Genomic DNA, 24999 nt, shown 5'->3' on the forward strand with positions numbered 1-24999 from the left:
TCCCCCCTTAGGGACCCCTGGCACAAAAGTACGCGCGGGGTCCGACAGAAACCGGGGCCGTCAACTCACCCGATCAGGTAGCGCTCGCTCGGGTTCTGACGTCGGCTCAGTCGTCGGTGAGCCAGGCCGCGATGTACTCCAGGTTCATCTGCCACTCGTGCTCTTCCACCGGCGGCAGGATCTCGTCCCACATCGTCATGAACGGCCCCCGCAACTGGAGGTAGCCGTGCGGGCGGGCCAGGAACCACTGCTGGAGATGCGCGGTGCCGTCGCCCCAGCGGTTCACATGGACCTGCGCGACCGATTCGAGCGACCGGATCGCCCGCTCCAGTCGCACGGTCAGCACGCCGAGCTCGGCCGCGTGCATCGTCGAGAGGTCCCCTAGGTCGAGGTGGGCGCGCGGCTCCAGGATGACCACTACGGGCAGCCCACTGGGCGCAGGCGGGCTCTTGAGGCGCCACCGCTCATTGGACCAGAGGTAGGCGGAGTCGGGCGTGTGGCAGGCGGCGCACTGCTCTTGGCGGTCGCCGCGTCGCGGAGGCTCGGCGTCCACCGGTTCCTGCAGGGGTTTGATGCGCAGCTCGCCTTCGAACGGAAAGGCGGGCCAGTCGACGAACGGGGGCAGGGTGGGACGCACGCCGCTCGCATGCGGATGCAGATTGGGCTTGGAATTCGGGCCGGGGGTACTCGCAGATGCCACCATCGAAAAATACCGCATGAATGCGAGACTGGAAACCACCGGAATCGACCTTTTGGCAGATTTCCACGAGGTTACGCGGCGCGTCGCAGTGTCGACACCCGATAGTGGACCGACATGTACGCGGCGAACCAGGGCAATCGCCGACAGAATACGGTTTTCGGGGCCGATAGTGACGTGCGCCCATATGGCGGGAAGGGACTGTCGGTCGGGTGGGTCGGTAGGGCAAGCTGGAAGGCGTGCAAGCAACAGTTACTGACAGCTCCACGCCGGAGGCGTCGCCCGTTTCGGGCGGCGACATCGCCGTGCTCGTGGACCCCCCGGTGACTGCCGCGCTCGTTGACGAACTCAGCCATCTCTGGGTGAGAGTGACGAACGCCGGCGGTTCCGTCGGGTTCGTTCCGCCGGTCAACATCGAAGAGGTTCGCCCTCACACCGTTTCCATTCTCGCGCGAGTGATCGACCAGACTGACACGCTGGTCGCTCTAAAGGAAGGAGCCGCCATTGTCGCTTGGTGTGTTCTCACATCAAACGACAGCCCGCCGCGCCAGGGCTGGCGGACCATCCGCCATGTTCAGGTCGACCCCTCCCGACAGGGTGGCGGTCTCGGTGGCAAACTCCTGGCGGCAGTCGATCAGGTCGCGCGTGAAGAGCTGAAGCTCGAGGCGCTCAGCCTCAAGGTTCGCTCGGGCACGGGCGCCGACGCCTTCTACCGGCGGCACGGCTTCACCGAAGTCGGACGCCTGCCGCGCGCGGTGCGCATGGCGGACAACGACTACCGGGACGACATCATCATGTGGCGGGAGCTCTCCTAGCGGAGCGCGCGGCCGTCCCCTGGAGGGCCGCCCACCACGTCGCTCGAGAACAAGCGGCAGCACCAGACGAATACAAGGCAAAAGCCGGGGCGATGTTTCACGTGAAACATCGCCCCGGCTACTTGTCTGCTGTCACTCGAACGAGTGGGGCGACACGCCCGAATCCTGTCGGACCCCCTGAGTACTTTTAATACAAGGGGTCCCTTAGGGGGGATATATCGGGAATATCGGCTTTCATGTTCTCGCCCTTGCGGATCGGCACGTCATTCGATGCGGAGCCGTTCGAGCGGGCTACTTGATGCCGATCTGCTCGACGATGCGATCGAGGTCCGCGAGCGAGCCGAACTCGATGGTGATCTTGCCCTTCTTGCGGCCCCAGGAGATCGCCACCTGCGTCTCGAAGTGGTCCGAGAGGCGCTCCTTCAGCTCCTCGAGCCCCGGTGCCTTCATGCGGTCCTTGGCGCCTCGCGAGGAAGCACTGCGCGGCTCGTCGAGCTCCGGCTTCTCCTCCAGGCGGTTCGCCGTCACGAGTTCCTCGGTGCTCCGCACCGACAGTCCCTCGCTGATGATCCGCTCGGCGATGTGCTCCTGCGAGTCAGCGCTGTCGAGACCGAGCAGCGCCCGCGCGTGGCCGGCTGTGAGGACGCCCGCGGCGACCTTCGTCTGCACCGTCGGCGGGAGGCCGAGGAGGCGGATCATGTTCGAGATCTGCGGGCGGCTGCGGCCGATCTTCTTCGACAGCTCCTCCTGCGTCACGTTGAACTCCTCAAGGAGTTGCGCGTACGCCGCGCCCTCTTCGAGCGGGTTCAGCTGCACCCGGTGGATGTTCTCCAGAAGCGCTTCGCGCAGGAGTTCCTCGTCGGCCGTGCGGCGGACGATGGCCGGGATGGTCTCCCAGCCGAGCGCGGTCGCGGCGCGCAGGCGCCGCTCGCCCATGACGAGTTCGAAGCGGGCACCGTCCTCGCGAGGCTCTTCGGCGGTGCGCTCGCGCACCGCGATCGGCTGGAGCATGCCGACCTCGGTGAGGGAGGTCTGGAGTTCGAGGAGGTGCTCGTCGTCGAAGAACTGGCGCGGCTGCTTCGGATTGGTGCCGATGTCCCCGATCGGGATCAGCTGGAAGCTCGCCCCCGGGACGGGCACGAGTTCCGGGCCGTCCGATGTTTCACGTGAAACATCAGCCTGGCCCGCCGTCGATGTTTCACGTGAAACATCGCCCTGAGTTTTAGTGCCCGGTTTCGGGGCCGCCTGCCGGGGCGCCGCGACCGATGCGGGAGCCGCGTCGGACTCCTCCTCGATCGTCGTGGTTTCGGCCAGACCGGTCGGGATGAGCGCCCCGAGCCCGCGACCGAGCCCTCCGCGTTTCGCCGCAGCCATCGACTAGTTCCCGCCCTTCTGGTTCTTGCCGCGCCGGGAGAGCTTCGCGCCGCGGCGCGCGATCTCCTCGGCCGCTTCGAAATAGCTCGTCGCGCCCCGCGAGCCGGGGTCGTACGTCATGATCGACTGCCCGTACCCGGGAGCCTCCGAGACGCGCACGCTCCGCGGCACGACCGCGTCGAGCACGATCTCGCTGAAGTGCCCGCGCACCTCCTGCTCCACCTGATCGGCGAGCTTGGTCCGCTTGTCGTACATGGTGAGCAGGATCGTGGAGACGCGCAGGCGCGCGTTCAGGTGCGCCTTGATCAGTTCGATGTTCCGCAGGAGCTGGCCCAGGCCCTCGAGTGCGTAGTACTCGCACTGGATCGGGATCAGCACCTCCTCGGCGGCCACGAGCGCGTTCACGGTGAGGAGGCCGAGCGACGGCGGGCAGTCGATGAAGATGTAGTCGAGCTCCCCGCTGTACGTCGCGATGCTCTTCTCAAGGCGCCCTTCGCGAGCGACCACGTTGACGAGTTCGACCTCGGCGCCGGCCAGGTCGATCGTCGCCGGAACGCAGACGAGCGAAGGAATGCCGTCGACCGGAGTGGCGATCTCGTCGAGCGACTGGCCTTCCACGACGGCCTCGTACACGCTCGGAGTGCCCGCGCCGTGCTCCACGCCGAGACCGGTGGAGGCGTTCCCCTGCGGGTCGAGGTCGATGACCATGACGCGGTTCCCGTGCAGCGCCAAGGCGACCGCGAGGTTCACGGTGCTGGTGGTCTTGCCGACCCCGCCCTTCTGATTGGCGATCGCGATGACCCGGCGGCGCGGCGGCCGCGGCATGGTCACACTGCCCGAAGGGTTGAGCACCCGCACGGCCCGCTGCGCCTCACGCGCGAGCGGCAGGTCGTCGTCGAGCGCTTGGTGCTTCTCGGCCGGAGCCGGCTGCTGCGGCACTGGATCAGCTTTCGTGCGGCCGTTCTTGGCCGCCTCGTCCGGTGCCAGATGCCGCCCCGAACGGCCTCGCTGCGATGTGGATCTGCGCATCCCGTCCCCCCCGTTGTCAGAACGCATGGTGCCCGTTGGCGCGGCAGGCGACGAGCCGCCGTCCGCACCGGACTCCGTCACCGATTCTGACCCACCTTGGCCGAAGGCCGGGGCTGCGCCACCCGGCGCCGGGGAAGTTTCTCGATAGCGGTGCCGCCGGGTGGGGGGCGCCTCCTCGCTCACGGCCGCATCGAGGAGGTTCTTGATGCGCCGTTCGGCCGGGGTATCGCCGCCAAGGGGGTTCTGGTGTTCACGATCTTCAGAAGGAAGGGGGTCCCGCACGTTCACCGCCACAGACTACGGGCCGGATGTTTCACGTGAAACATGACCCTGCTCGGAGAAGCTTACGAGCCATACACTATCCGAACGCTGCGCAGTCCGCCGAGCGCAAAGCGTGGAAGCCACAACGGCGGATGCCGCGATGATCATCTCATCGCGGCATCCGTTGCAGTACTTGGTTATTGGTGTCTATCAATTCGGAAAAACGTTGCGGGCCTTAATCAGCGGATCCGCTCGATCTTCACTACCGTTGCAGGAATGGTGAACTCGTCCTGCTCGGACAGTTTGGACTCACCGCAGGTGAGGATCGCGGCCTTGCCGCCGCCGGCCCGCTTGATGAGCCCCCCGCTCTCGGTCACCTCGAGGGACGCGCCCTGGCCCTTGATCGCCAGCATCGCGCCGCCCAGCCGCGCCAGCGGCAGACACCAGCCGACCAGCTTCGCCAACGGCGCCACCGCCCGGGACACGACGATGTCCGCCCGGCCCTTCGGATCCACCTCGGCGGCGCGGGCCCGCAGCACTTCCACGTTCGTGATGCCGAGCGCCTCGATGACCTCCTGGAGGAAGTCCACGCGGCGCTGCATCGGCTCCACCAGGGTGACCAACAGGTCCGGCCGCGCGATGGCGAGCGGAATCCCCGGGAGTCCGCCGCCTGACCCGACGTCGAGCACGTCGGCCTTCTCCGGGATCAGCTCCTCGACCACGGCACTGCTCAGCACGTGCCGCGCCCACAACCGCGGCACCTCCCGCGGCCCGATGAGGCCGCGTTCGATCCCGATGGTCGACAGCAGGCCCACGTAGGCCTCGGCCAGGGCGATGCGGTCGTCGTCTGCTCCGAACACAGAGGCCAATGTTTCACGTGAAACATTGGCCTCGGCGGATTCGGAGCCCGTCGGCTCCTCAGTCATGTTTTCCTGCTCAGTTCCTATTCCGGCTTCACGACGACCCGGCGGCGCGGCTCGGCGCCCTCCGACTCGCTCTGGACGCCGTCGGTCGCGTTGATGACGTCGTGGACGCACTTGCGTTCGAAGGCGCTCATCGGGTCCAGCTTGACCACTTCGCCGCTCTCGATGACCTTCTTGGCGGTCTTCTCAGCCAGTTCCGCGAGCTTCTTGCGACGCCCGGCGCGGTAGCCCCCGATGTCGAGCATCAGGCGCGAGTGGTCGCCGGTCTTGCGGTACACCGCAAGGCGGGCCAGTTCCTGCAGGGCCTCGAGGGTCTGCCCCTTGGGGCCGACGAGACCGCTGAGGTCTTCACCGACGATCTCGACCTGAGGACGGTCGCCGACCACCAGTTCGTCGATGTCCCCGTCGAGGTCGAGGATGTCGAGCAGGCCTTCCAGATAGTCGGCCGCCACTTCGCTCTGCTCAAACAGGTCGTCTTCGGAGGCCACCTCGTCCTCCCGCACCGTTGCTCCCATAATCGTCAACTCGTCCTATCGCTAGTTATAAGCCTAGTTTGCACCATTGTGGCTGATCCGGCGGCGCCTGCGCAGCCGCGGACCGTCCCCCTAGCCTTTTTTCTTCTTGGAGGCCTGCTGCGCGCCGCTGACCTTCTTGGCCCGAGCGATGCGCTCCGCCCTCGAGAGGTTCTTGCCCGCGCCGGGGCCGCCCTTGGTCTCGGACTTCGGGGCGTCCGATCCGTTGGCGCCGGCGACGCTCTCAGGCTTGTTCTGGCCGCTCGGCTTGGCCTTCGCGCCGGGCTTCGGCTTCGAGCCGGGCTTCGGGGCGAGATCCTTGCGGCGCTGCTCGGCCTCGCGCTGCTCCTCGAGCATCTTCTCGTGGGCCTTCGAGCCGGGCTTCGGCGGCTTCGTCGCGGAGTTCTGCGCGGGCGGCGGGTACTTGTGCAGCACGTACTGCTGCTGCGCGAGCGAGAACAGGTTGTTCACGGTCCAGTAGATGACCACGCCGATGGGGAAGGCGCCGGCGGAGAAGATCATGATCACCGGGATGCCGTAGAGCATCACCTTCTGGATCATCCGCTGGTTCGGGTCCTCGTTCCAGCCGGTCTTCAGGATCATCTGACGCGTGGTCAGGTAGGTCGTGAGGATCATCGTCGCGCCCAGGACGCCGGCGACGAGCTTCACGGTGAGCGCCGAGGCGTCGACCGCGTCGAGCTGGTCGGCCGGGGTCAGGAACGTGCTCCAGAACGGGGCGCCGAGGAGCTTCGCGTGGACGTAGGAGAGCCAGTCCCCGTTGTCGCCGGCGGCGATGCCGCTCCAGCCGTACAGGTCCGTGTTCTTCGTCTGCCCCGGGTCGGGGCGGCGGAGCACGTGGAACAGTGCCAGGAAGACCGGCATCTGGATGAGGATGGGAAGGCAGCCCATGAGCGGGTTGGCCTTCTCCTTGCGGTACAGCTCCATCATCTCTTTCTGGAGCGTCTCGCGGTCACCCTTGTAGCGCTCCTGGAGCGCCTTGATCTCGGGGGCGAGCTTCTGCATCGCGCGCTGCGACTGGATCTGCTTCACGAAGAGCGGGAAGAGGATGATCCGCAGGGTGAGCACGACGCCGACGATGGCCAGGACCCAGGCCCAGTCGGTGTCGAGGAATCCGTTGTCGCTGCCGAAGACCTTCGTCCAGAGGTCATGCCATCGCAGCAGTACCCAGGACACGCCGTCGTAGGCCCACTCCATCACTTGCGGACTCCAGTCTGCTCAGTCTTCGAATGCACATCAAGGTCATGCCGTGGGGGTACGGGGTCATGACCCCCAGGATGAAAGGGGTGGCACCGTCCCAGCCGTCGCAGGCTCAACCATATGCCACGTACGACTCCGTGCTCGGACAGCGCCTCAAGGGTATATGCGCTGCAACTGGGGTAGAAGCGGCAGCGGGCGGGCAGCGCGGGGCTTATCCACCGACGGTACGCGATCACCGGGGCCGCGACCACTCGCACCGCGCGGCTTCCGCCGCTGCGGGAAGGGGTTTCAGCCAGGACCGGGGAGGGGGTCGGCGCGGCCGCGGCGTGGGTCATGGCGTGCTCCGGCGCTCGCGCGCACGGCCGGCGCGGGCGGCTTGCACGGCTTCGGCGAGGTCCCGCTGCAGCTGGGCGAAATCGCGTTCGGCGGCGCGCGGGGTGGCGCGCACGACGACGTCGGTCCCGGCGGGCCAGTGCGGCAGTTCGGCGGCGACGGCGTGCCGGAGGCGGCGCTTCACCTTGTTGCGCGCCACGGCGTTGCCCACGGCCTTGGAGACGACGAAACCCGCCCGCGCCGTGCGGTTCGCATCGGCGGCGGGCGGTGTCGGCGGCTGGGCCGCAGTGTCTTCGGTCGGAGCGTTCGCAGGTGCCCAGTGCACGACGACGCCGCCGCGGGCGGCGCGGCGGCCTCGCTTGAGCGCCGAACCGAAGTCCTGGCTGCGGCGAATGCGCGCGTCGGCTGGAAGCACTTGGATCACGTCCTCATCGAGGCCCCTAGAGCCTGCAAGGGACCGGGAGGCAAGCGCTCAGACGGTCAGCTGCTTGCGACCCTTGTTGCGGCGCGCGTTGATGATGGCGCGGCCGGCACGGGTCCGCATGCGCAGCCGGAAGCCGTGGGTGCGGTGACGACGGCGGTTGTTCGGCTGGTAGGTGCGCTTGCTCACGACGGAGTCTCCCATTACGAATAAGTTGCTGCTGCGCCAGGCCTCGGGCCCAGCCCCGGATCGGGGCTACGGGGACGCGGAGAACAGCCTAGCAGGGCATTCATGCGTCGCCCGCGCCGCGGACGGCGAGTGTGGCATGCCCCTCTGATTTCCAGAGGGCAACTCGCTCATGTTACTCGCCGCGTCGGGGCCGATGCCACCGCGGGGGCGGCCTGCGAGGCGGGCCTGCACAGCGGTGCGTCGTCCCGACCGTCCTGGGGACCGTCGCCGCGCGCGCCGGCGCCACGCCTGTGCAGGAGCGCCGCGACCGCTCCGAGCTGCCTGTGGATAACTTTGCGCGGATCGTGGACGACTTCCGTGTCACCCGAACGGCTTCGTCGGCGACCTCACAAGAAAACGCTGGTCATGACCGTGATTCAGGAAACATTGTCACAAGGCGCGCATGTGCACAGGCCAGCTGAAGGCCTGTGGATAACCTGTGGAAAACTTGCTGGAGCGCACTGGGGACGACCGGGTGCGGCGGTGCGGATCGCCTGTATCGGAGCCTACCTGGTGCGGCCTCTGAACTTCGCGAAACAGCCCGTACATGGACAGAAGAAGCGAGGGATGGCGAAGGTGACCGACCAAGATCTGTCGGCAGTCTGGTCGGCGGTGTCCGCCGAGCTGGCTGACGCGTCGGCGCTCACTCGTCAGCAGTCGGCATGGATGCGGCTGTCCCAGCCCGTGCTGTCGATGCCCGGCACGTTCATCGTCGCCGCCCCCGACAAGTTCGCCCGCTCGGCCTTCGAGTCGAAACTGCGCCTGCCGATCAGCGAGGCCCTCTCCCGGCATCTGGGCCAGCCGACGCAGATCGCGGTCACGCTGCAGGAGAAGCAGGCCGAGGCCGCCCCGGTGAGCGAGGAGCCGCCCGCGGCCCCCGAGGCGCCGGTGAACGGCGCTCCGGCGGCGGACGCGACGATCGTCTTCGAGCGCCCCGCGTTCGACCAGCCGCCGCCGGCCGAGCCGCCCGCGCCGCGCGGACCCGTCCCGGCGCAGAACCCTCCCAGCCTCTTCGACTCCGCTCCCTTTCCTCCTTCGGACGGTGCCGCGTTCCGTTCCGGTGACGCCGAAGCGCCGCGCGCGCCCGAACCGGCCCCGCCCGCCGAGCCCGAGCGCCCGGCCGCGATCCCCCACCAGCCGGCGGGCCCCGCCGCGGCGCCCCCGGCGGTGGAGTCGCGATGGGAGGAGCACACGCCCGAACCCCCCGGTGAGGAGCTCGAACGGGTCCTCTCGGAGTCGGCCGCACGCCAGGGCGGCAAGGAGCACGGGTCCATGCCGCCGGTCGCTCCCCCGCCCTCGGACGACCCGGACCCGGCCCGGCGGGGCGGGATCACCAAGTCGCACAAGGACTCCGCACCGGTCAAGGCCATCGACGGGGTGGGCCGGCTCAACCCCCGGTACAACTTCGACACCTTCGTGATCGGCTCCTCCAACCGCTTCGCGCACGCGGCGGCGTTCGCCGTGGCCGAGGCGCCCGCGAAGGCCTACAACCCGCTGTTCCTCTACGGGGGCTCGGGGCTGGGCAAGACGCACCTGCTCCACGCGGTCGGCCATTACGCGCACGACCTGGGCACGGCCCACTCGGTGCGGTACGTGACCACCGAGGAGTTCACGAACGACTTCATCAACTCGCTCTCCGACCGGCGCCAGCAGGCCTTCCAGCGCCGCTACCGGGACGTCGACATCCTCCTCATCGACGACATCCAGTTCCTCATGGACCGCGAGCGCACGCAGGAGGAGTTCTTCCACACCTTCAACGCGCTGCACAACGCGAACAAGCAGCTGGTGATCTCCTCGGACCGCTCGCCGAAGCAGCTGCAGACCCTCGAGGACCGGCTGCGCACGCGCTTCGAGTGGGGCCTGCTCGCCGACATCCAGCCGCCGGACCTGGAGACGAGGATCGCGATCCTGCGCAAGAAGGCGGTGCAGGACGACCTCAACATCCCCACGGACGCCGTGGAGTTCATCGCCACCCAGATCCACCACTCGATCCGCGAGCTCGAGGGCGCGCTCATCCGCGTCACCGCGTACGCGAGCCTCAACCGCAAGCCGGTGGACCTGGGCCTGGCCGAGGAAGTGCTGCACGACATCATCCCCGAGAGCGGGAAGAACACCGAGGTCACGGTCGACCAGATCATGCAGGCCACGGCCGACTACTTCGGCGTGGCCTCGGCCGACCTCAAGGGGAACTCGCGCTCGCGGGTGCTCGTGAACGCCCGCCAGGTCGCGATGTACCTGTGCCGGGAGCTGACGGACATGTCGCTGCCGCGGATCGGCCAGGCGTTCGGGGGCCGCGACCACACGACGGTCATGCATGCGAACAAGAAGATCCGCAAGCAGATGGCCGAGCGGCGGGCGCTCTACACGCAGATCGCCGAATTGACGAACCGTTTGAAACACACCGGCGAATGAGCGGGCCTGTGGACAACTCTGTGGAAAAGCTGTGGATAACCGCGAATTTCTGTGGAAAGCCTGTGGACGGCGTGTGGATAACACGCGGGAGTGCGATTTCGACTCGCGATTTTCCTGTGGGTAACCCTGTGCATAACCTGTGGAAAAGCTGTGGACAGACCTGTGGATGAGATGTGGAAAACTCGGCGATTGTCGGGACCTGTGGATAAGCTCCTGATTCATCCACAGGTTATGCACAGTCCGTCCACAGGCCTGGACCCGGAACGACCTGCGAAAAGAGGGGTTTTCCACAGTATCCACAGCACCGACTACTACGACGACAGTTATATCTATAGAGAGTTCATTAGTAATAGCGCTGTGAACAACCGAGCTTCAGCGAGAAGGAGCCAACCATGAAGTTCCAAGTTGACCGAGACACCTTCGCCGACGCTGTCTCGTGGACCGCCAAGAGCCTCCCGGCCCGCCCGTCGGTGCCCGTCCTCGCGGGCGCCCGCCTCTCCGTGGACGAGGGCGAGCTGACCATCTCCGGTTTCGACTACGAGATCTCCACTCGCGTCACCGTGGCCGTCACCGGCGAGTCCGCCGGGACCGCCCTGGTCTCGGGCAAGCTCCTGTCGGAGATCGTCAAGGCCCTCCCGAACAAGCCCGTCGACTTCGTCGTCGACGGCCCCCACGCGGAACTCACCTGCGGCTCGGCGCGGTTCACCCTGCCGACGATGCCGCTCGAGGACTACCCGAGCCTGCCCCAGATGCCCGAGGCCATCGGCACCATCGACGCCGACGAGTTCGCGCGCGCCGTCGCGCAGACCGCCGTCGCCGCCGGCAAGGACGAGACCCTGCCGACGATGACCGGCGTCCAGGTCGAGATGACCGGCGGCGGCATCGGCATGCTCGCCACCGACCGCTACCGCATGGCCATCCGCGACTCCTCGTGGGAGCCCGGGGACCCCAGCGTGGCCGTCACCGTCCTCGTGCCCGCCAAGGCCCTCGCGGACACCGCCCGCACCTTCGGGTCCTTCTCCGGCCCCGTGACGATCGCCGTGCCCCACGGCACCGAGGGCGCCCCCGGCATGATCGGCTTCATCGCCGGCGGCCGCCAGACCACCTCGCGCGTGCTCGACGGCCAGCTGCCGCCGCTGCGCAGCCTCCTCGCGACCTCGTACGCGACCACCCTGCGCGTCAAGACCGCCGACCTCATCGAGGTCGCGCGCCGCGTCGCGCTCGTGGGCGACCGCAACTCGCCGATCCGCCTCTCGTTCGACGAGGACGGCCTCGTGGTCGAGGCCGGCGGCGCCGAGGACGCGAAGGCCTCCGAGGCGATGGACTGCACGCTCGAGGGCGAGCCGGGCAAGATCGCGTTCAACCCCACGTACCTGCTCGACGGCCTGTCCGCTGTGGACGCGCCCTACACGGCGTTCAAGATGAACGAGCTGGGGAAGCCGGTCGTGATGACCGGGCAGCCCGCGCCCGAAGATGAGGAATCTGACACAAATCACGACGTGTACCTGTACATGCTGCAACCATTGCGTTGGGACGCCTGACCCGCACAACGACGTGAGTGACCCTGGCGCGTACTCCGCTGACCGCGGAACCTTCTGGACTCAAAAGTGAAGGGGGGCGCGACATGCAACTCGGCATGATCGGGCTCGGCAAGATGGGCGGCAACATGAAGTTGCGGCTCGAGAAGGCTGGACACCAGGTCGTCGGCTACGACCGCAACCCCGACGTGGCCGACGTCGGCTCGCTCGGCGAGCTCGTCGCCGCCCTCGACGGCCCCCGGGCCATCTGGGTCATGGTCCCCGCAGGGGAGCCCACCAGGTCCACCGTGGCCGAACTGGGCGCGCTGCTCGCCGAGGGCGACATCGTCATCGACGGCGGCAACTCGCGGTTCACCGACGACGCCGTGAACGCCGCGCTCCTGGCCGAGCGCGGCATCGGCTACGTCGACGCGGGCGTCTCCGGCGGCGTCTGGGGCATCACCGAGGGCTACGCCCTCATGGTCGGCGGCGCCGAGGGCGACGTGGAGCGGCTCATGCCGATCTTCAACGCGCTCAAGCCCGAAGGCGAGTTCGGCTTCGTCCACGCCGGCGGCGTCGGCGCGGGCCACTACGCCAAGATGGTGCACAACGGCATCGAGTACGCCATGATGCAGGCCTACGCCGAAGGCTACGAGCTGCTCGAGGCCTCCGAACACGTCGACAACGTCCCGGAGATCTTCAAGTCCTGGCGCTCGGGCACCGTGATCCGCTCCTGGCTGCTCGACCTCATGGACCGCGCCCTCACCGACGACCCCGAGCTGGCCCGCGTCAAGGGCTACGTCGAGGACTCCGGCGAGGGCCGCTGGACCGTCGACGAGGGCATTCGCCTGCGCGTCCCGCTCCCGGCGATCACCGAGTCGCTGTTCGCGCGGTTCACCTCTCGCCAGGAGGACTCCCCGGCGATGAAGGCCGTCGCGGCGCTCCGGAACCAGTTCGGCGGACACGCCGTCAAGTCCGAGTAGCCGAACGCGGCCCGAGCCGCGAAGCGATGAGTGCCGGGACGCAGTCTCGGCACTCGGTGCGTTCCGGGTCGGGCGAGCGGGCATCATAGAGGCGTGCGCGTACGACAGCTGCAATTGACGGACTTCAGGTCCTACGCGCATGCCCAAGTCCTGTTCGACGAAGGACCATCGATCCTGGTGGGCCCCAACGGACACGGCAAGACCAACCTGGTCGAGGCCCTGGTCTACCTGGCGAACCTCCGCTCCCACCGCGTCTCCTCCGACGCCCCCCTGGTCCGCCAGGGCTGCGAGCAGGCCGTCGTCCGGGCCGAGATCGTCCACGACTCCCGGCGCCTCCTCGCCGAGCTGGCGATCGTCCCCGGCAAGTCCAACAAGGCCCGCCTCAACCGCACCGACCTCAAGCGCCCGCGCGAGATCATCGGCGCGCTCAAGGCCATCGCGTTCGCCCCCGAGGACCTGGCGCTGGTGCGCGGGGAGCCGTCCGCCCGCCGCCGCTACCTCGACGAGCTGCTGAGCGCGCGCTTCCCCCGCTTCGCCGGGGTCCGCGCCGACTACGAGCGGGTCCTCAAGCAGCGCAACACCCTCCTGCGGACGGCCTACCTCGCGAAGAAGACCGGCGGCCGCGGCCCCGGCGGGGCCGAGATGGCCACCCTCGACGCGTGGGACGCGCACCTCGCGCGGCACGGCGCCGAGCTCATGGCCGGGCGCCTCGCGCTCCTGGAGGACCTCACGGAGCCGATCAGCAAGGCCCACTCCAAGATCGCCGACGGGCGCGCCGAGGTGCACCTGGCGTACGAGTCCGAACTCGGCGCCGACCTCACCGCCGACCAGGACGTCCTCACCGCGCGTCTGGGCGCCGCGCTCGCCGGGGCCCGCGCCAAGGAGGTCGAACGGGGCACCACCCTGATCGGCCCGCACCGCGACGACCTCGACCTGCGGCTCGGCTCGATGCCCGTGAAGGGCTACGCCTCGCACGGCGAGACCTGGTCGGTCGCGCTCGCACTCCGCTTGGGCGCCTTCGAACTCCTGCGAGCCGACGGCACGGCCCCGATCCTCATCCTCGACGACGTGTTCGCCGAGCTCGACGGCACGCGGCGCGAGCGCCTCGCCGAGTACGCCGAGGCCGCCCCGCAGACGCTCATCACCTGCGCCGTCGCCGGGGACGTCCCCGAGCGGCTCACCGGCGCCCGCTACGACGTGTGGGAAGGCGAGGTCAAACGTGTCCTTTAACGGCGGCTACGACTACCGCCCCCGGCCCAGGCGCCGGGGCAAGTCCGACGACCCGCGCTTCCGCAAGGAGTGGTCCGGTCCCGGCCCCGACAAGCGCGACCCGGAGACGCTGGGGAGCCTGCTCCCCCAGGTCGTGCGCAAGAACGGCTGGACCCGCAAGGTGGCCGACGCCTCGGTGTTCGGCCGGTGGGAGGCCATCGTCGGCGCCGACATCGCGAGCCACTGCCGGCCCGAGCAGCTCGAGAACGGCGAGCTCCTCGTCGTGGCCGAGTCGACGGCGTGGGCGACGCAGCTGCGGCTGTTCTCGCGCCAGATCCACGGCAAGCTCGCCGCGGCCCTGGGGCCGAGCGTCGTCAAGCGCCTGAAGATCGTCGGACCGAAGCAGCCGACACGTTCCTTCGGTCCGCGGCGCGTACGGTTTAATGGCTCCCGTGACACGTTCTGAAGCCGCACACCCCTGAGTCCGTAGGGGGGTTCATGTCCCCGCCCCTCGGTGCGACTGTGACGACAACGAGGCGCACGGAAGCGGTTACAGAAGTCCGGGCCAAGTAGACTTGGCGGATGCGGTCCGGCCGGCGCTCGCGGCGCCCGGCCATTGTCGTGGCGGCGCTGCCATGGTCGGCGCGCCTGCCGGCCCCTTTGGACCAGACATTCAGGCAGGTCCAAGGCCAGATGGCTGAAAAGTGTCACAGCCATGGACTAACTTTCTCACTACTGACCGTGAACGACGACAGAAGGAGTTGCCGGTGGCGGCGAAGCAGCAGGACGAGTACAGCGCCAGTTCGCTGCAGGTCCTCGAAGGCCTCGAGGCCGTCAGGAAGCGCCCGGGCATGTACATCGGCTCGACCGGCGAGCGCGGCCTGCACCACCTCATCTGGGAAGTCGTGGACAACTCGGTGGACGAGTCCCTCGCGGGCTACTGCACCGACATCGTGGTGACCCTGACCGAGGACGGCGGCGTCAGCGTCCAGGACAACGGCCGCGGTTTCCCGGTCGACCTCCACCCCAAGCTGAAGAAGCCCGGTGTCGAAGTGGCCCTCACGGTCCTCCACGCGGGCGGCAAGTTCGACTCCCAGACCTACGCGGTCTCGGGCGGTCTGCACGGCGTCGGCGTCTCCGTCGTGAACGCGCTCTCCACGCGCGTCTCGATCGAGATCCGCCGCGACGGCTTCGTGTGGCGCCAGGACTACAAGCACGCGCAGCCCGGCCCGCTGGAGAAGGGCGAGCCCACCGACGCCTCGGGCACGATCCTCACCTTCTGGCCCGACGGGGACATCTTCGAGACCCTCGAGTTCGACTACAACACGGTCTACCGCCGCCTCCAGGAGATGGCGTTCCTCAACGGCGGCCTGTCGATCACCCTGCGCGACGAGCGCCCCGACCACTACGACGTCGACGGCAACGTCCGCCACGTGGTCTTCAAGTACGACGAGGGCATCGCCGACTTCGTGCGCCACCTCAACGCCGCGAAGTCGCCCGTCCACCAGTCGGTGGTGGCCTTCCAGGCCGAGGAGTCCGAGCAGTCGCTGGAGATCGCGATGCAGTGGAACGAGTCCTACGGGGAGTCGGTCTACACGTTCGCGAACGCGATCAACACGCACGACGGCGGCACCCACGAAGAGGGCTTCCGCTCGGCGCTGACGAACACGATCAACAAGTACGGGCTCGAGAAGAAGATCATCAAGTCCGAGAAGGACCGCCTCTCCGGCGAGGACATCCGCGAGGGCCTGGCCGCGATCATCTCGGTGAAGCTGCGCGAGCCGCAGTTCGAGGGCCAGACCAAGGCGAAGCTCGGCAACACCGAGGTGAAGAGCTTCGTGCAGAAGGTGTGCAACGAGCACCTGCCCGACTGGCTCGACCGCCACCCCAAAGAGGCGCGGATCATCATCCAGAAGGCCTCCAGCGCCGCGAACGCCCGCAAGGCCGCGCAGCAGGCCCGCAAGCTGGCCCGCCGCAAGAGCCTGCTGGAGTCCTCCTCCATGCCGGGCAAGCTGGCCGACTGCCAGTCCACGAACCCCGAGGAGTGCGAGATCTTCGTGGTCGAGGGCGACTCGGCCGGCGGCTCCGCGAAGCAGGGCCGCAACCCGCGCACGCAGGCGATCATGCCCATCCGCGGCAAGATCCTGAACGTGGAGAAGGCCCGCCTCGACAAGATCCTCAAGAACAACGAGGTCCAGGGCATGATCACCGCCCTGGGCACCGGCATCCACGAGGAGTTCGAGGCCGAGAAGCTCCGCTACCACAAGGTCATCCTGATGTCGGACGCCGACGTCGACGGCCACCACATCAACACGCTGCTCCTGACGCTGCTGTTCCGGTTCATGCGCCCGCTCGTGGAGCTGGGGCACGTGTACATGAGCCAGCCGCCGCTGTACAAGATCAAGTGGAACAAGAAGGGCGACCTGGTCGACTACGCCTACTCGGACGCCGAGCGCGACCGGATCATCGAGGCGGGCCTCGCCTCGGGCAAGTCCGACCCGCGCCGCTCCGACGGCGTCCAGCGCTACAAGGGTCTCGGTGAGATGAACTACACCGAGCTGTGGGAGACGACCATGGACCCCGCGCAGCGCAACCTCCTCCAGGTTCAGCTCGACGATGCGGCAACCGCCGACGAGCTCTTCAGCGTCCTGATGGGTGAGGACGTGGAGAGCCGCCGCCGCTTCATCCAGGAGAACGCCAAGGACGTCCGCTTCTTGGACATCTAGCGGCCCGCCGACCACGTTCCGACGACAAGCAAGGAAGCACTGGTGCCTGAGAACAACCAAGACCAGCTTGAGATCCCGGAGGGCCAAGGCCGCATCGAGCCGGTCGGCATCGAAGTGGAGATGTCGCGCTCGTACCTCGACTACGCCATGAGCGTCATCGTCGGGCGCGCGCTGCCCGACGTGCGCGACGGGCTGAAGCCGGTCCACCGCAAGATCCTGTACGCGATGTACGACGGCGGCTACCGCCCCGACCGCGGGTACGTCAAGTGCTCGCGCGTCATCGGCGACGTGATGGGCCAGTTCCACCCGCACGGCGACTCCGCGATCTACGACTCGCTCGTGCGCATGGCGCAGCCGTGGAGCCTGCGGTACCCGCTCATCGACGGCCAGGGGAACTTCGGCTCCCCCGGCAACGACCCGGCCGCCGCGCACCGGTACACCGAGTCGCGCCTCGAGCCGCTCGCGATGGAGATGCTGCGCGACATCGACGAGGAGTCGGTCGACTTCGAGCCGAACTACGACGGCAAGACCACCGAGCCCACGATCCTGCCCTCGCGGATCCCGAACCTGCTCATCAACGGCTCCGAGGGCATCGCGGTCGGCATGGCCACCAAGATCCCGCCGCACAACCTGCGCGAGGTCGCGGCGGCCGTCGACTGGTGCCTGGACCACCCGGAGGCCACCGAGGAGGAGGCCCTGGAGGAGATCCTCGGGATCATCACCGGGCCCGACTTCCCCACCGGCGCCACGATCCTCGGGCGCGCCGCGATCGAGGACGCGTACCGCACGGGCCGCGGCTCGATCCGCATGCGCGCCGTGATCGAGGTCGAGGAGGACTCCAAGGGCCGCCCCTGCCTCGTCGTCACCGAACTGCCGTACCAGGTCAACCCCGACAACCTGGCCGAGCGCATCGCCGACCTCGTCAAAGAGGGCAAGCTCGGCGGCATCGCGGACATTCGCGACGAGTCCTCGGGCCGCACCGGCATGCGGATCGTGGTCGTGCTCAAGCGCGACGCGGTCCCGAAGGTCGTGCTCAACAACCTGTACAAGCACACGCAGCTGCAGGACACGTTCGGCGCGAACATGCTCGCGCTGGTCGACGGCGTCCCGCGGACGCTGAACATCGCCCAGATGGTCCGCTACTACGTGGCGCACCAGATCGAGGTCATCGTCCGGCGCACCCAGTACCGGATGCGCAAGGCCGAGGAGCGCGCCCACATCCTGCGCGGCCTCGCCAAGGCCCTCGACCTGCTCGACGAGACGATCGCGCTCATCCGCCGCTCGCCTTCGGCAGAGGAGTCGAAGCAGGGCCTGATGAGCCTGCTCGACGTCGACGAGATCCAGGCCGTGGCCATCCTCGACATGCAGCTGCGCCGCCTCGCCGCCCTCGAACGGCAGCGGATCATCGACGAGCTCACCGAGATCGAGACGAAGATCGCCGACCTGGCCGACATCCTGGCCAAGCCCGAGCGGCAGCGCCTCATCCTGCGCGAGGAGCTCGGCGCGGTCGTGGCCCGCTGGGGCGACGAGCGGCGCACGGTGATCATGCCCGACGCCGGCGAGGTGTCCATGGAGGACCTCATCGCCCGCGAGGACATCGTGGTCACGATCACCCGCGGCGGCTACGTCAAGCGCACCAAGACCGACGCGTTCCGCTCGCAGAAGCGCGGCGGGAAGGGCGTCCAGGGCGCGCAGCTCAAGCAGGACGACATCGTCAGCCACTTCTTCGTGTGCACCACGCACGACTGGATCCTGTTCTTCACCAACAAGGGCCGCGTCTACCGGGCGAAGGCCTACGAGCTGCCGGAGGCGAGCCGCACGGCCCGTGGGCAGCATGTGGCGAACATCCTGGCGTTCGGCCCGGACGAGCACATCGCGCAGGTCATCCAGCTGGCCAACTACGAGGTCACGCCGTACCTGGTGCTCGCGACCCGCAACGGCCTGGTCAAGAAGTCCAAGCTCACGGACTTCGACTCCCCCCGCACGGGCGGCCTCATCGGCATCAACCTGCGCGACGGTGACGAGCTGGTGGGCGCGGCGCTCATCCAGCAGGAGGACGACCTGCTGCTGGTCTCGCGCAAGGCGCAGTCGATCCGCTTCCAGGCGACCGACGAGGCGCTGCGGCCCATGGGCCGCGCGACCAGCGGTGTGATCGGGATGCGGTTCGTCGGGGACGACGAACTGCTCACCATGATCGTTCTGCGCGATAATATGGACATCCTCGTGGCCACCAGCCGCGGTTACGCGAAGCGGACTCCGGTCGACGCGTACCCGCAGCAGGGCCGCGGCGGCAAGGGCGTCCTGACCGCGAAGATCACGGAACGGCGCGGCGACCTGGTGGGGGCGCTGTCGGTGACGCCGGACGACGAGCTGTTCGCGATCACCTCGGAGGGAGGCGTCATCAGGACTCCGGTGCAGCCGGTCCGTCAGACTTCGGACCGCAACACTATGGGCGTCAAGCTGATCGACCTGCCCGACGAGGTCTCGCTGCTCGCGATCACCCAGAGCGCCGAGGAACCGGAACCCGATGAGGGGCAGGACGAGTAGATGACCGAAGCGAAGGCCACCGCTGCGGAGACCGAGCGCGATGCAGACGTTCCGGAGTTCGTCTCCGACACGTCCGCGCCGGCCGAGCAGGTGAAATCCGAGGACTCGGTGTCGTCGGCTTCCACTGCGCCGTCCGCTCCCGCCCAGGACCAGACGCTGACGCTGCGCCGCCCGCCGGGCATGACGCCGCCGCCGGTGACCCCGGACTCGATCCCGTCCTCATCGACGGGCAACACCGCGGCGAACCAGGCCGCGGGCGTGGCGTCCTCGGCCCGCGTCGCGGACGCCGTCCGCGCCGCCCGCGCCGCGGTGAGCCAGGCGGCCGCTCGCGGCCCGCGCCGGGCCCGCCTGCGGCTCAAGCGGATCGACCCGTGGTCGGTGATGAAGTTCTCGTTCGCCGTCTCGATCGTGCTGTTCATCGTGATGGTCGTGGCGACCACGGTCCTGTACATCGCGCTCGACGCGATGGGCGTGTTCGACACCGTGAACGACATGCTGCAGATGCTCATGGGCACCAACGCCGACGACGCCGCCGGCGGCAGCACGGAGACCTTCCGGATCACCGCGAAGGGCGTCATCGGGGCTGCGGCCCTGCTCGGCGTGGTGAACATGGTCCTGTTCACGGCGCTGGCGACGCTCGGCTCGTTCATCTACAACGTGTGCGCCGACCTCGTGGGCGGCGTCGAAGTGACGCTCGCCGAACGCGACTAGCGGCAAGCGAACCGAATGCCCGCGGCCTGGCGGCCGCGGGCATTCGCCTTCCCCGATCGCGGCAGTGACGGCCGTCCCTCACCGCAGGGGGCCTATATCGCGATCGATATCGGGATGCGGTAATCTTTCTCAGCGCTGCCGATGAGGCCGCAACCTATAAGGGCGTATAGCTCAGGTGGTTAGAGCGTCGAGCTGATAACTCGAAGGTCCCAAGTTCGAGTCTTGGTACGCCCACCAACAACCCGCCGGTTCACGGCGGGTTTTTTCATGCCTGTGGCCTGTGCCGCCCCGCGGAACATCCGGGCCGCCCGGGGCCTTGCACCCGGTGGACCCCGTTCATCGAGAAAGCAGCCCGCCATGCCCGACGCGCCCCGCTCGTTCCTGTTCCTCCTCGGCTCCTCCCGCACCGGCGGGAACACCGAGGCCCTCGCCCGCACCGCCGCCGAGCAGCTCGAACCCGAGGCCACGCAGCGGTGGATCCACCTGGGCGAGCTGGGCCTGCCGCCGTTCCACGACCGCCGCCACACCGGGGACGGCACGACGCCGGCCGCCGAGGGCGCCGAGCGGCTCGTGCAGGATGCGACCCTCGCCGCCACGGACCTCGTGATCGCCTCGCCCCTGTACTGGTACTCGGTGAGCGCCTCGGTGAAGCACTACCTCGACTACTGGTCGGGCTGGATGCGCGTCCCCGGCCTGGACTTCAAGGCCCGCATGGCGGGCCGGCGCCTGTGGGGCGTCACCGCGTACGCGGACGACGCCGCGGGCGCGGCCGCGCCGCTCGCCGGGACGCTGCGCCTGAGCGCCGCCTACCTGAAGATGGACTGGCGGGGCGTGCTCCTGGGCTACGGCTCCCGCCCCGGCGACGTCGACCGCGACGGCAGGGCCCGCGCCGCCGCCGAGACCTTCTTCCGCACCGCCCCTGCGGACTCCGCCACGCAGACACCGGGCGTCCTGTACTGACAGGTACCGGCCCGGCGGCTGGCCGGGTCGCGGTTCGCTATGCTGAGGCGCATCGTGCAATGCCGATCACGGTGTTGCTGTACGCGGCAATCTCTGATATGGGGGCCTGGGTCCATGTGGAAGAAGATCCTGATCGTCGCCGGCGTGGCCACGGTCGCGTTCGTCGTGGCCAAGAAGGTCAAGTCGATCAACGACGACCGCACCCTGTGGCACGAGGCCACCACCTCCGCCGAGGACGTGCGCTAGCGAATTGCGTTAGCCAGCTCACTGCCGTCCGGGTATCCTCGCTGTTGCGGTGAGCGCAACGGCGATACTTGGAGAGGTCCAGTCCCGTAGGGTTCCGTCCGCGCGACTGACCGAGGGGCCTTAGCTCAATTGGCAGAGCACCTGCTTTGCAAGCAGGGGGTTAGGAGTTCGATTCTCCTAGGCTCCACAGCATGGAACGAGAGCGGCGTCAGCTTCAGGGCTGGCGCCGCTCTCGCGTTGCCCGCCATCGTGCCCGTCAGCGCAGGACGGCTGCCAGGGTGTCGGCTCCCAGTGCCGTCAGGTCAGGAAGGTTGAGGGTGTAGCGGACGTAGCGGCCGTGCCGCTCCGCGGTGAGCAGGCCGGCGCGGCGCAGGACGGCGAGGTGGCGGGAGACCTCCGGCGCCGAGAGCTCCCAGGCGTGGGCGAGCTCGCCGGTGGTGTGCGGCCCTCGGGCGAGGGTGCGCAGCAGCCGCAGCCGCACCGGGTGCGCGAGCGCCTCCAGGCGGCGGGTGACGGTCTCCAGGGGCACCGGCGCCGACGGACCCGCCTCGGCGACGGGGTACTGGACGACCGGCTGCCATCCGGTCGCGGTGATCACCACCAGGTGCGGGCGGCCGAAGACGCTGGGGAGGAAGGTGACCCCGGTGCCCTGGGCGGTGATCGCCTTGTCCTGCAGCTTGTCCACGATGATGTGGCCGCCGTCGGGCGACAGGGCGACGGCGCTGGAGATCGAGGCGAGCGCCGGCCCGACGCCCTGGCGCTGCAGGAGGTGGTGCTTCAGGCGCAGGTCGGTGGCGAGCGGCACGGCCGCGTTCGCCCAGGCGTCGTCGAAGAAGGCCTCGGCGCACTGCTCGAGGGTGCGCCGCACCCGCTCCCGCACGGCGGCGGGGTCGGCGAGGAGCCGTTCGGCGAAGGCCTCCTGGAGGGCGCCGCGGGCTTGGGCGAGGTCCAGTGCCCGGTTGCGGGCGGTCTCGTCGGCGAGGGGCGACGGCGCGCCGAAGCGCACCCGGTTGTTGCCGCACGTGGTGATGAGCGCGGCGGTCACGTACGCCTCGTCGTCGATCCGGTCCACGTCGTCCAGCTCTTCGGCGAGGGTGAGCCGGGGACGGGCGGGGACCAGGAAGCCGGCTCGTGAAGAGCGCCAGAGGAACTCGGCCTCCCGCAGCCGCTCGGCCAGCTCCGGCGGGAGCCCCGCCCAGACGTCCGCGGCCCAGCCGGCGTACTGCGGGTGGTGCCCGGGCTCGGCGAGCACGTGCAGCATCGCGGTCAGCTCGGCCAGCGGGGAGGCGGCGAACCGCAGCTGCCCCGGCCCCAGGCCGCCGATTTCGATCCTCAGCGTCACTCCCCCATCATCCCCGCACGCCAGAGCGCCCGCCGCGTCGGTTGACGGACATCGTCAACCCACCCCCCCGGCCCCCCCGCCCCACCCACCCGTTCCGCCCACGGAACCACCACCAAGCTCCGGCCGCTCGTCCGCGCCTCCGGAGGCCCCCGCTACGCGCTCGCGCTGGCCGTGGACGCCATCGGCACCGGACTGCTCCGGCCCTTCCTGCTGCTCTACGGGATGCTCGTGCTGGAGCTCTCCGCGCCGGCCACCGGCGTCGCGATGACCGCGGGCATCGTCGCGGGCCTGGGGTGCATGCCCGCGGTGGGACGCTGGCTCGACCGGGGCGCGCGCAGCACCGTGGTGGCGGCGTCGATGCTGGTGCGGGTGGCGGGCGTGGTGCTGCTGCTGGCCGCCCCGGCGGGGAGCGTCTGGATGTTCGGGGCGGCGGCGCTCTTCCTCGGCATCGGCAACCAGGCGTGGCCCGCCGCGCACGCGGCCCTCGTGGCGACGGTCTCGCATGGTCGCGAGCGCGACACGGCCCTCGCGGTGGGCCGCGCCCTGCGCAACGCCGGGATGGGCGCGGGCGCGCTCCTCGCGACCGCGTTCCTGACTGGGGGCGCACTCGCGATGCAGGTGCTGGCGGGCGCCACCGGACTCGCCTACCTGATCGCGGCGGCCCTGGCGTGGTCGGTCAAGGTGCGGGCCGACCCGGAAGCCGCCGTCGCCGAGGCCCAGGGGCCGGCGCCGCGGATGCGGACGCTGCTGGGCGCCAACGTGATCTACGTGTTCTGCCTCAACGTGCCCGAGATCGCGCTGCCGCTGATCCTGGTGACCCACTTGGACGCGTCACCGATGTGGTCGGCGCTGGTCTTCGTGGCGAACACCGTGCTGGTGGTCACCTTGCAAGTGCCCGTGACGATGCTGATGGCCCGGTACTCCCGGCGGGCCGCGCTGGTCCTGGCGGGTGCCGTCATCGCCGCGTCCTATCTCGGGTTCCTTGCGGCCACCCTGCTCGGGCACGGCTGGGGCGCGCCTGCGGTCGCCGCCGTGTCGGTGGTCTGCACCTTCGGCGAGATCCTCTACGCCGGCAGCGCCACGGCGCTCGTCACCGCCGTCGCCCCCGCGCATCTGCTGGGGCGGGCCCTCTCGCGCTTCCAGATGTCCACGGGCTTCGGCCTCGCCGTCTCCCCCGCGGTCATCACCGTGCTCGCCGCCCACGGCCCGGTCGCGCTCTGGGGCGGCCTCGCCGCGGGGACGCTCGCCGCCGCGGGAGCCGTTGCCGCCGAGAAGGACCAGGCGGGGCGCTTGATCGCCGGGGACATGGCCGCGGCGAGTGCGCACAGGGTTCCGGAGGCGAGCCACGCGAGGTCGTAGGCGCCGGTGGGGTCGCGGGTGACCCCGGCGGCGGACGTTCGCCGGCCGGTGACCGGCGGCGGTCGCTCGACCGCCGCCGGTCCGGGACCTGCCCGGTGGATCGGGCAGGTCGTTCTGCGGCCCAGTGGCCGTGCCGACGCGATGGCGGTGCCGGGATCGCGTCGGCCACCGGCGCCACGGGTGCGCGCCGGCCCTAGCGGCGCTGCAACTGGCAGCTGCCGTCCACGCATTCGCGGTGCAGGCGCCCCCGGGAGACCGTCTCGATGAGCCCGAGCACCCAGCACACGGGGCAGCCGCGCAGTGCGAGCAGGCCGACCGGGGCGAGCACGAGGCTCACGAGCCCGAAGGCGGGCAGGAGCGCGAACGCGGCGATCAAGAGGCCGAAGCCGAGGACGCCGCGCGCCACATGGCGGGGCACGGACTTGCTCGCGAAACTCCCGTCACCCGCCATGGCGGCCTCCTGCGCGGTCGAGCTCCTCCTGGACTGCCGCGCGGGCGCGGTGGAGCCTGGATTTCATCGCGGCCGTGCTGATCCCGAGCGCGTCGGCGGTCATGCGGCCGCTGTAGCCCTGGACGTCGCGCATGATGAGCACGCGGCGCTGCTCGGCCGGGAGCGCGGCGATCGCGTCTGCGACGATCCCCGCTTCCAGGAGCTGCAGCGCTGCATCCTCCGCTGAGGGCACCGTCCGGTCGGGGAGCGGCTCGCGGTGGCGCATGGCGAGCTTCGCCCGCCGGACGCATTCGTTGCGCACGATGCGGAACATCCAGGCCGCGAGCGCCCCGGTGGCGCGCAGCATCCCGATCTTGCGGTACAGGATGATGAGCGCCTCCTGCGCCGCGTCCTCCGCGTCCTGCGGTGTGGTGCAGAGCGAGTGGGCGAACCGGCGCACGTGCGGGTGCGAGCCGGAGACGAGCGCGGTGATCGCGCGGCCGTCCCCGTCCTGGGCGGCGGCGATGAGCGCTTCGTCGGGCCAGGCGGTCCTATCCACGCCGTGCCCTCCTGCGCAGCACTACGACACTGCAGACGCCCATGAGCAGCACCAGGACTCCGATTGCGATGGCGACGACCATGACGACCTCCCTATCCGGACCGGCCCGTCTGACCGGTCGGATAAGAGAGGCGTGCAGGGGCGCGAAGGATTCGCGTCCGCCCTGATTTTCTCCCGCGGCCCCGGA

23 protein-coding genes, 2 tRNA genes and 1 pseudogene are annotated in these 24999 nt (G+C 69.2%); 14 read left to right on the top strand and 12 right to left on the bottom strand.

Going from position 1 to position 24999, the window contains the following annotated elements; genetic code table 11:
- Positions 1 to 106 precede the first annotated feature (106 nt).
- On the bottom strand, positions 107 to 637 hold the full coding sequence (locus QWI33_RS19750; protein ID WP_289958871.1) for a hypothetical protein: 531 nt from the start codon (positions 635 to 637) through the stop codon (positions 107 to 109).
- Between the two features lie 299 nt (positions 638 to 936).
- Between QWI33_RS19750 and QWI33_RS19755 the strand changes: the two genes are divergently transcribed.
- Positions 937 to 1512, top strand: a complete 576-nt coding sequence (locus tag QWI33_RS19755; RefSeq protein ID WP_289958872.1) for a GNAT family N-acetyltransferase — start codon at positions 937 to 939, stop codon at positions 1510 to 1512.
- A 291-nt stretch (positions 1513 to 1803) separates the two neighbouring features.
- On the opposite strand, the gene QWI33_RS19760 is transcribed toward QWI33_RS19755, so the two are convergent.
- From QWI33_RS19760 to rpmH, 8 genes are all read right to left on the bottom strand, one after another.
- Positions 1804 to 2886, bottom strand: a complete 1083-nt coding sequence (locus QWI33_RS19760; RefSeq protein ID WP_289958873.1) for a ParB/RepB/Spo0J family partition protein — start codon at positions 2884 to 2886, stop codon at positions 1804 to 1806.
- Positions 2887 to 2889: 3 nt separating this feature from the next.
- The gene (locus QWI33_RS19765) at positions 2890 to 3825 is read right to left on the bottom strand and encodes a ParA family protein (protein WP_353895522.1); all 936 of its coding nucleotides are present in this window, start codon (positions 3823 to 3825) and stop codon (positions 2890 to 2892) included.
- A 590-nt stretch (positions 3826 to 4415) separates the two neighbouring features.
- On the bottom strand, positions 4416 to 5036 hold the full coding sequence (gene rsmG, locus QWI33_RS19770) for a 16S rRNA (guanine(527)-N(7))-methyltransferase RsmG (protein WP_289958874.1): 621 nt from the start codon (positions 5034 to 5036) through the stop codon (positions 4416 to 4418).
- Between the two features lie 83 nt (positions 5037 to 5119).
- Entirely contained in the window at positions 5120 to 5614 is a 495-nt protein-coding gene (locus QWI33_RS19775) for a Jag family protein (RefSeq protein WP_289958875.1), read from the bottom strand.
- 90 nt (positions 5615 to 5704) lie between these two features.
- Positions 5705 to 6826, bottom strand: a complete 1122-nt coding sequence (gene yidC / locus QWI33_RS19780; protein ID WP_289958876.1) for a membrane protein insertase YidC — start codon at positions 6824 to 6826, stop codon at positions 5705 to 5707.
- Positions 6826 to 7080, bottom strand: coding sequence for a membrane protein insertion efficiency factor YidD (gene yidD / locus QWI33_RS19785; RefSeq protein WP_353895532.1), 255 nt, complete (start codon positions 7078 to 7080; stop codon positions 6826 to 6828). The genes yidC and yidD overlap by 1 nt, the downstream gene beginning before the upstream one ends.
- Before the next feature lie 80 nt (positions 7081 to 7160).
- A complete protein-coding gene (gene rnpA, locus QWI33_RS19790) occupies positions 7161 to 7577 on the bottom strand; it encodes a ribonuclease P protein component (RefSeq protein ID WP_289958878.1) in 417 nt (138 codons plus the stop codon).
- A 57-nt stretch (positions 7578 to 7634) separates the two neighbouring features.
- Entirely contained in the window at positions 7635 to 7772 is a 138-nt protein-coding gene (gene rpmH / locus QWI33_RS19795; protein WP_112137843.1) for a 50S ribosomal protein L34, read from the bottom strand.
- A 606-nt stretch (positions 7773 to 8378) separates the two neighbouring features.
- Here rpmH and dnaA point away from each other — a divergent pair.
- The 12 genes from dnaA to QWI33_RS19855 all read left to right on the top strand — a co-directional run bounded on the left by dnaA (position 8379) and on the right by QWI33_RS19855 (position 21309).
- A complete protein-coding gene (gene dnaA / locus QWI33_RS19800) occupies positions 8379 to 10223 on the top strand; it encodes a chromosomal replication initiator protein DnaA (RefSeq protein WP_353895524.1) in 1845 nt (614 codons plus the stop codon).
- Between the two features lie 392 nt (positions 10224 to 10615).
- The gene (dnaN, locus tag QWI33_RS19805) at positions 10616 to 11764 is read left to right on the top strand and encodes a DNA polymerase III subunit beta (RefSeq protein ID WP_289958880.1); all 1149 of its coding nucleotides are present in this window, start codon (positions 10616 to 10618) and stop codon (positions 11762 to 11764) included.
- Between the two features lie 83 nt (positions 11765 to 11847).
- Positions 11848 to 12723 (top strand): phosphogluconate dehydrogenase (NAD(+)-dependent, decarboxylating), encoded by an 876-nt coding sequence (gnd, locus tag QWI33_RS19810; RefSeq protein WP_289958881.1) that lies wholly within the window; start codon positions 11848 to 11850, stop codon positions 12721 to 12723.
- A 93-nt stretch (positions 12724 to 12816) separates the two neighbouring features.
- Positions 12817 to 13953 carry a DNA replication/repair protein RecF gene (gene recF, locus QWI33_RS19815; protein WP_289958882.1) on the top strand — a complete coding sequence of 379 codons (1137 nt, stop codon included), beginning with the start codon at positions 12817 to 12819 and terminating at the stop codon, positions 13951 to 13953.
- On the top strand, positions 13943 to 14398 hold the full coding sequence (locus QWI33_RS19820) for a DciA family protein (protein ID WP_289958883.1): 456 nt from the start codon (positions 13943 to 13945) through the stop codon (positions 14396 to 14398). The genes recF and QWI33_RS19820 overlap by 11 nt, the downstream gene beginning before the upstream one ends.
- 301 nt (positions 14399 to 14699) lie before the next feature.
- Positions 14700 to 16658 (top strand): DNA topoisomerase (ATP-hydrolyzing) subunit B, encoded by a 1959-nt coding sequence (gene gyrB, locus QWI33_RS19825; RefSeq protein WP_353895525.1) that lies wholly within the window; start codon positions 14700 to 14702, stop codon positions 16656 to 16658.
- 42 nt (positions 16659 to 16700) lie between these two features.
- Positions 16701 to 19205: a DNA gyrase subunit A gene (gene gyrA / locus QWI33_RS19830; protein ID WP_289958885.1), complete on the top strand. Its 2505-nt coding sequence runs from the start codon at positions 16701 to 16703 to the stop codon at positions 19203 to 19205.
- Positions 19206 to 19916, top strand: a complete 711-nt coding sequence (locus QWI33_RS19835; RefSeq protein WP_289958886.1) for a DUF3566 domain-containing protein — start codon at positions 19206 to 19208, stop codon at positions 19914 to 19916.
- A 160-nt stretch (positions 19917 to 20076) separates the two neighbouring features.
- Positions 20077 to 20153: transfer RNA gene (locus QWI33_RS19840), tRNA-Ile, on the top strand.
- Positions 20154 to 20273: 120 nt separating this feature from the next.
- Entirely contained in the window at positions 20274 to 20876 is a 603-nt protein-coding gene (locus QWI33_RS19845) for a flavodoxin family protein (RefSeq protein ID WP_289958887.1), read from the top strand.
- Between the two features lie 114 nt (positions 20877 to 20990).
- The gene (locus tag QWI33_RS19850; protein ID WP_218125197.1) at positions 20991 to 21122 is read left to right on the top strand and encodes a DLW-39 family protein; all 132 of its coding nucleotides are present in this window, start codon (positions 20991 to 20993) and stop codon (positions 21120 to 21122) included.
- 114 nt (positions 21123 to 21236) lie between these two features.
- Positions 21237 to 21309 (top strand) — tRNA-Ala (locus QWI33_RS19855).
- Between the two features lie 69 nt (positions 21310 to 21378).
- Here the strand turns inward: QWI33_RS19855 and QWI33_RS19860 are convergent.
- The gene (locus QWI33_RS19860) at positions 21379 to 22464 is read right to left on the bottom strand and encodes a DUF5937 family protein (RefSeq protein ID WP_289958888.1); all 1086 of its coding nucleotides are present in this window, start codon (positions 22462 to 22464) and stop codon (positions 21379 to 21381) included.
- A gap of 105 nt (positions 22465 to 22569) precedes the next feature.
- Between QWI33_RS19860 and QWI33_RS19865 the strand changes: the two are divergent.
- A pseudogene (locus tag QWI33_RS19865) lies at positions 22570 to 23823 on the top strand (MFS transporter); the annotation flags it as partial.
- Between the two features lie 193 nt (positions 23824 to 24016).
- Here the strand turns inward: QWI33_RS19865 and QWI33_RS19870 are convergent.
- Both QWI33_RS19870 and QWI33_RS19875 read right to left on the bottom strand, forming a co-directional pair.
- Positions 24017 to 24274 carry a hypothetical protein gene (locus QWI33_RS19870; RefSeq protein WP_289958890.1) on the bottom strand — a complete coding sequence of 86 codons (258 nt, stop codon included), beginning with the start codon at positions 24272 to 24274 and terminating at the stop codon, positions 24017 to 24019.
- Positions 24264 to 24812 carry an RNA polymerase sigma factor gene (locus QWI33_RS19875; protein ID WP_289958891.1) on the bottom strand — a complete coding sequence of 183 codons (549 nt, stop codon included), beginning with the start codon at positions 24810 to 24812 and terminating at the stop codon, positions 24264 to 24266. The genes QWI33_RS19870 and QWI33_RS19875 overlap by 11 nt, the downstream gene beginning before the upstream one ends.
- Positions 24813 to 24999 lie beyond the last annotated feature (187 nt).

This window comes from Glycomyces tritici, assembly GCF_030403505.1.

Bases quoted from the DNA above. Each gene is read 5' to 3' on its own strand.
- QWI33_RS19775 (WP_289958875.1), bottom strand. From the start codon at position 5,614: ATGGGAGCAACGGTGCGGGAGGACGAGGTGGCCTCCGAAGACGACCTG.
- dnaA (WP_353895524.1), top strand. From the start codon at position 8,379: ATGGCGAAGGTGACCGACCAAGATCTGTCGGCAGTCTGGTCGGCGGTG.
- gnd (WP_289958881.1), top strand. From the start codon at position 11,848: ATGCAACTCGGCATGATCGGGCTCGGCAAGATGGGCGGCAACATGAAG.
- QWI33_RS19845 (WP_289958887.1), top strand. From the start codon at position 20,274: ATGCCCGACGCGCCCCGCTCGTTCCTGTTCCTCCTCGGCTCCTCCCGC.
- QWI33_RS19835 (WP_289958886.1), top strand. From the start codon at position 19,206: ATGACCGAAGCGAAGGCCACCGCTGCGGAGACCGAGCGCGATGCAGAC.
- QWI33_RS19760 (WP_289958873.1), bottom strand. From the start codon at position 2,886: ATGGCTGCGGCGAAACGCGGAGGGCTCGGTCGCGGGCTCGGGGCGCTC.
- dnaN (WP_289958880.1), top strand. From the start codon at position 10,616: ATGAAGTTCCAAGTTGACCGAGACACCTTCGCCGACGCTGTCTCGTGG.
- QWI33_RS19870 (WP_289958890.1), bottom strand. From the start codon at position 24,274: ATGGCGGGTGACGGGAGTTTCGCGAGCAAGTCCGTGCCCCGCCATGTG.
- yidC (WP_289958876.1), bottom strand. From the start codon at position 6,826: ATGGAGTGGGCCTACGACGGCGTGTCCTGGGTACTGCTGCGATGGCAT.
- QWI33_RS19850 (WP_218125197.1), top strand. From the start codon at position 20,991: ATGTGGAAGAAGATCCTGATCGTCGCCGGCGTGGCCACGGTCGCGTTC.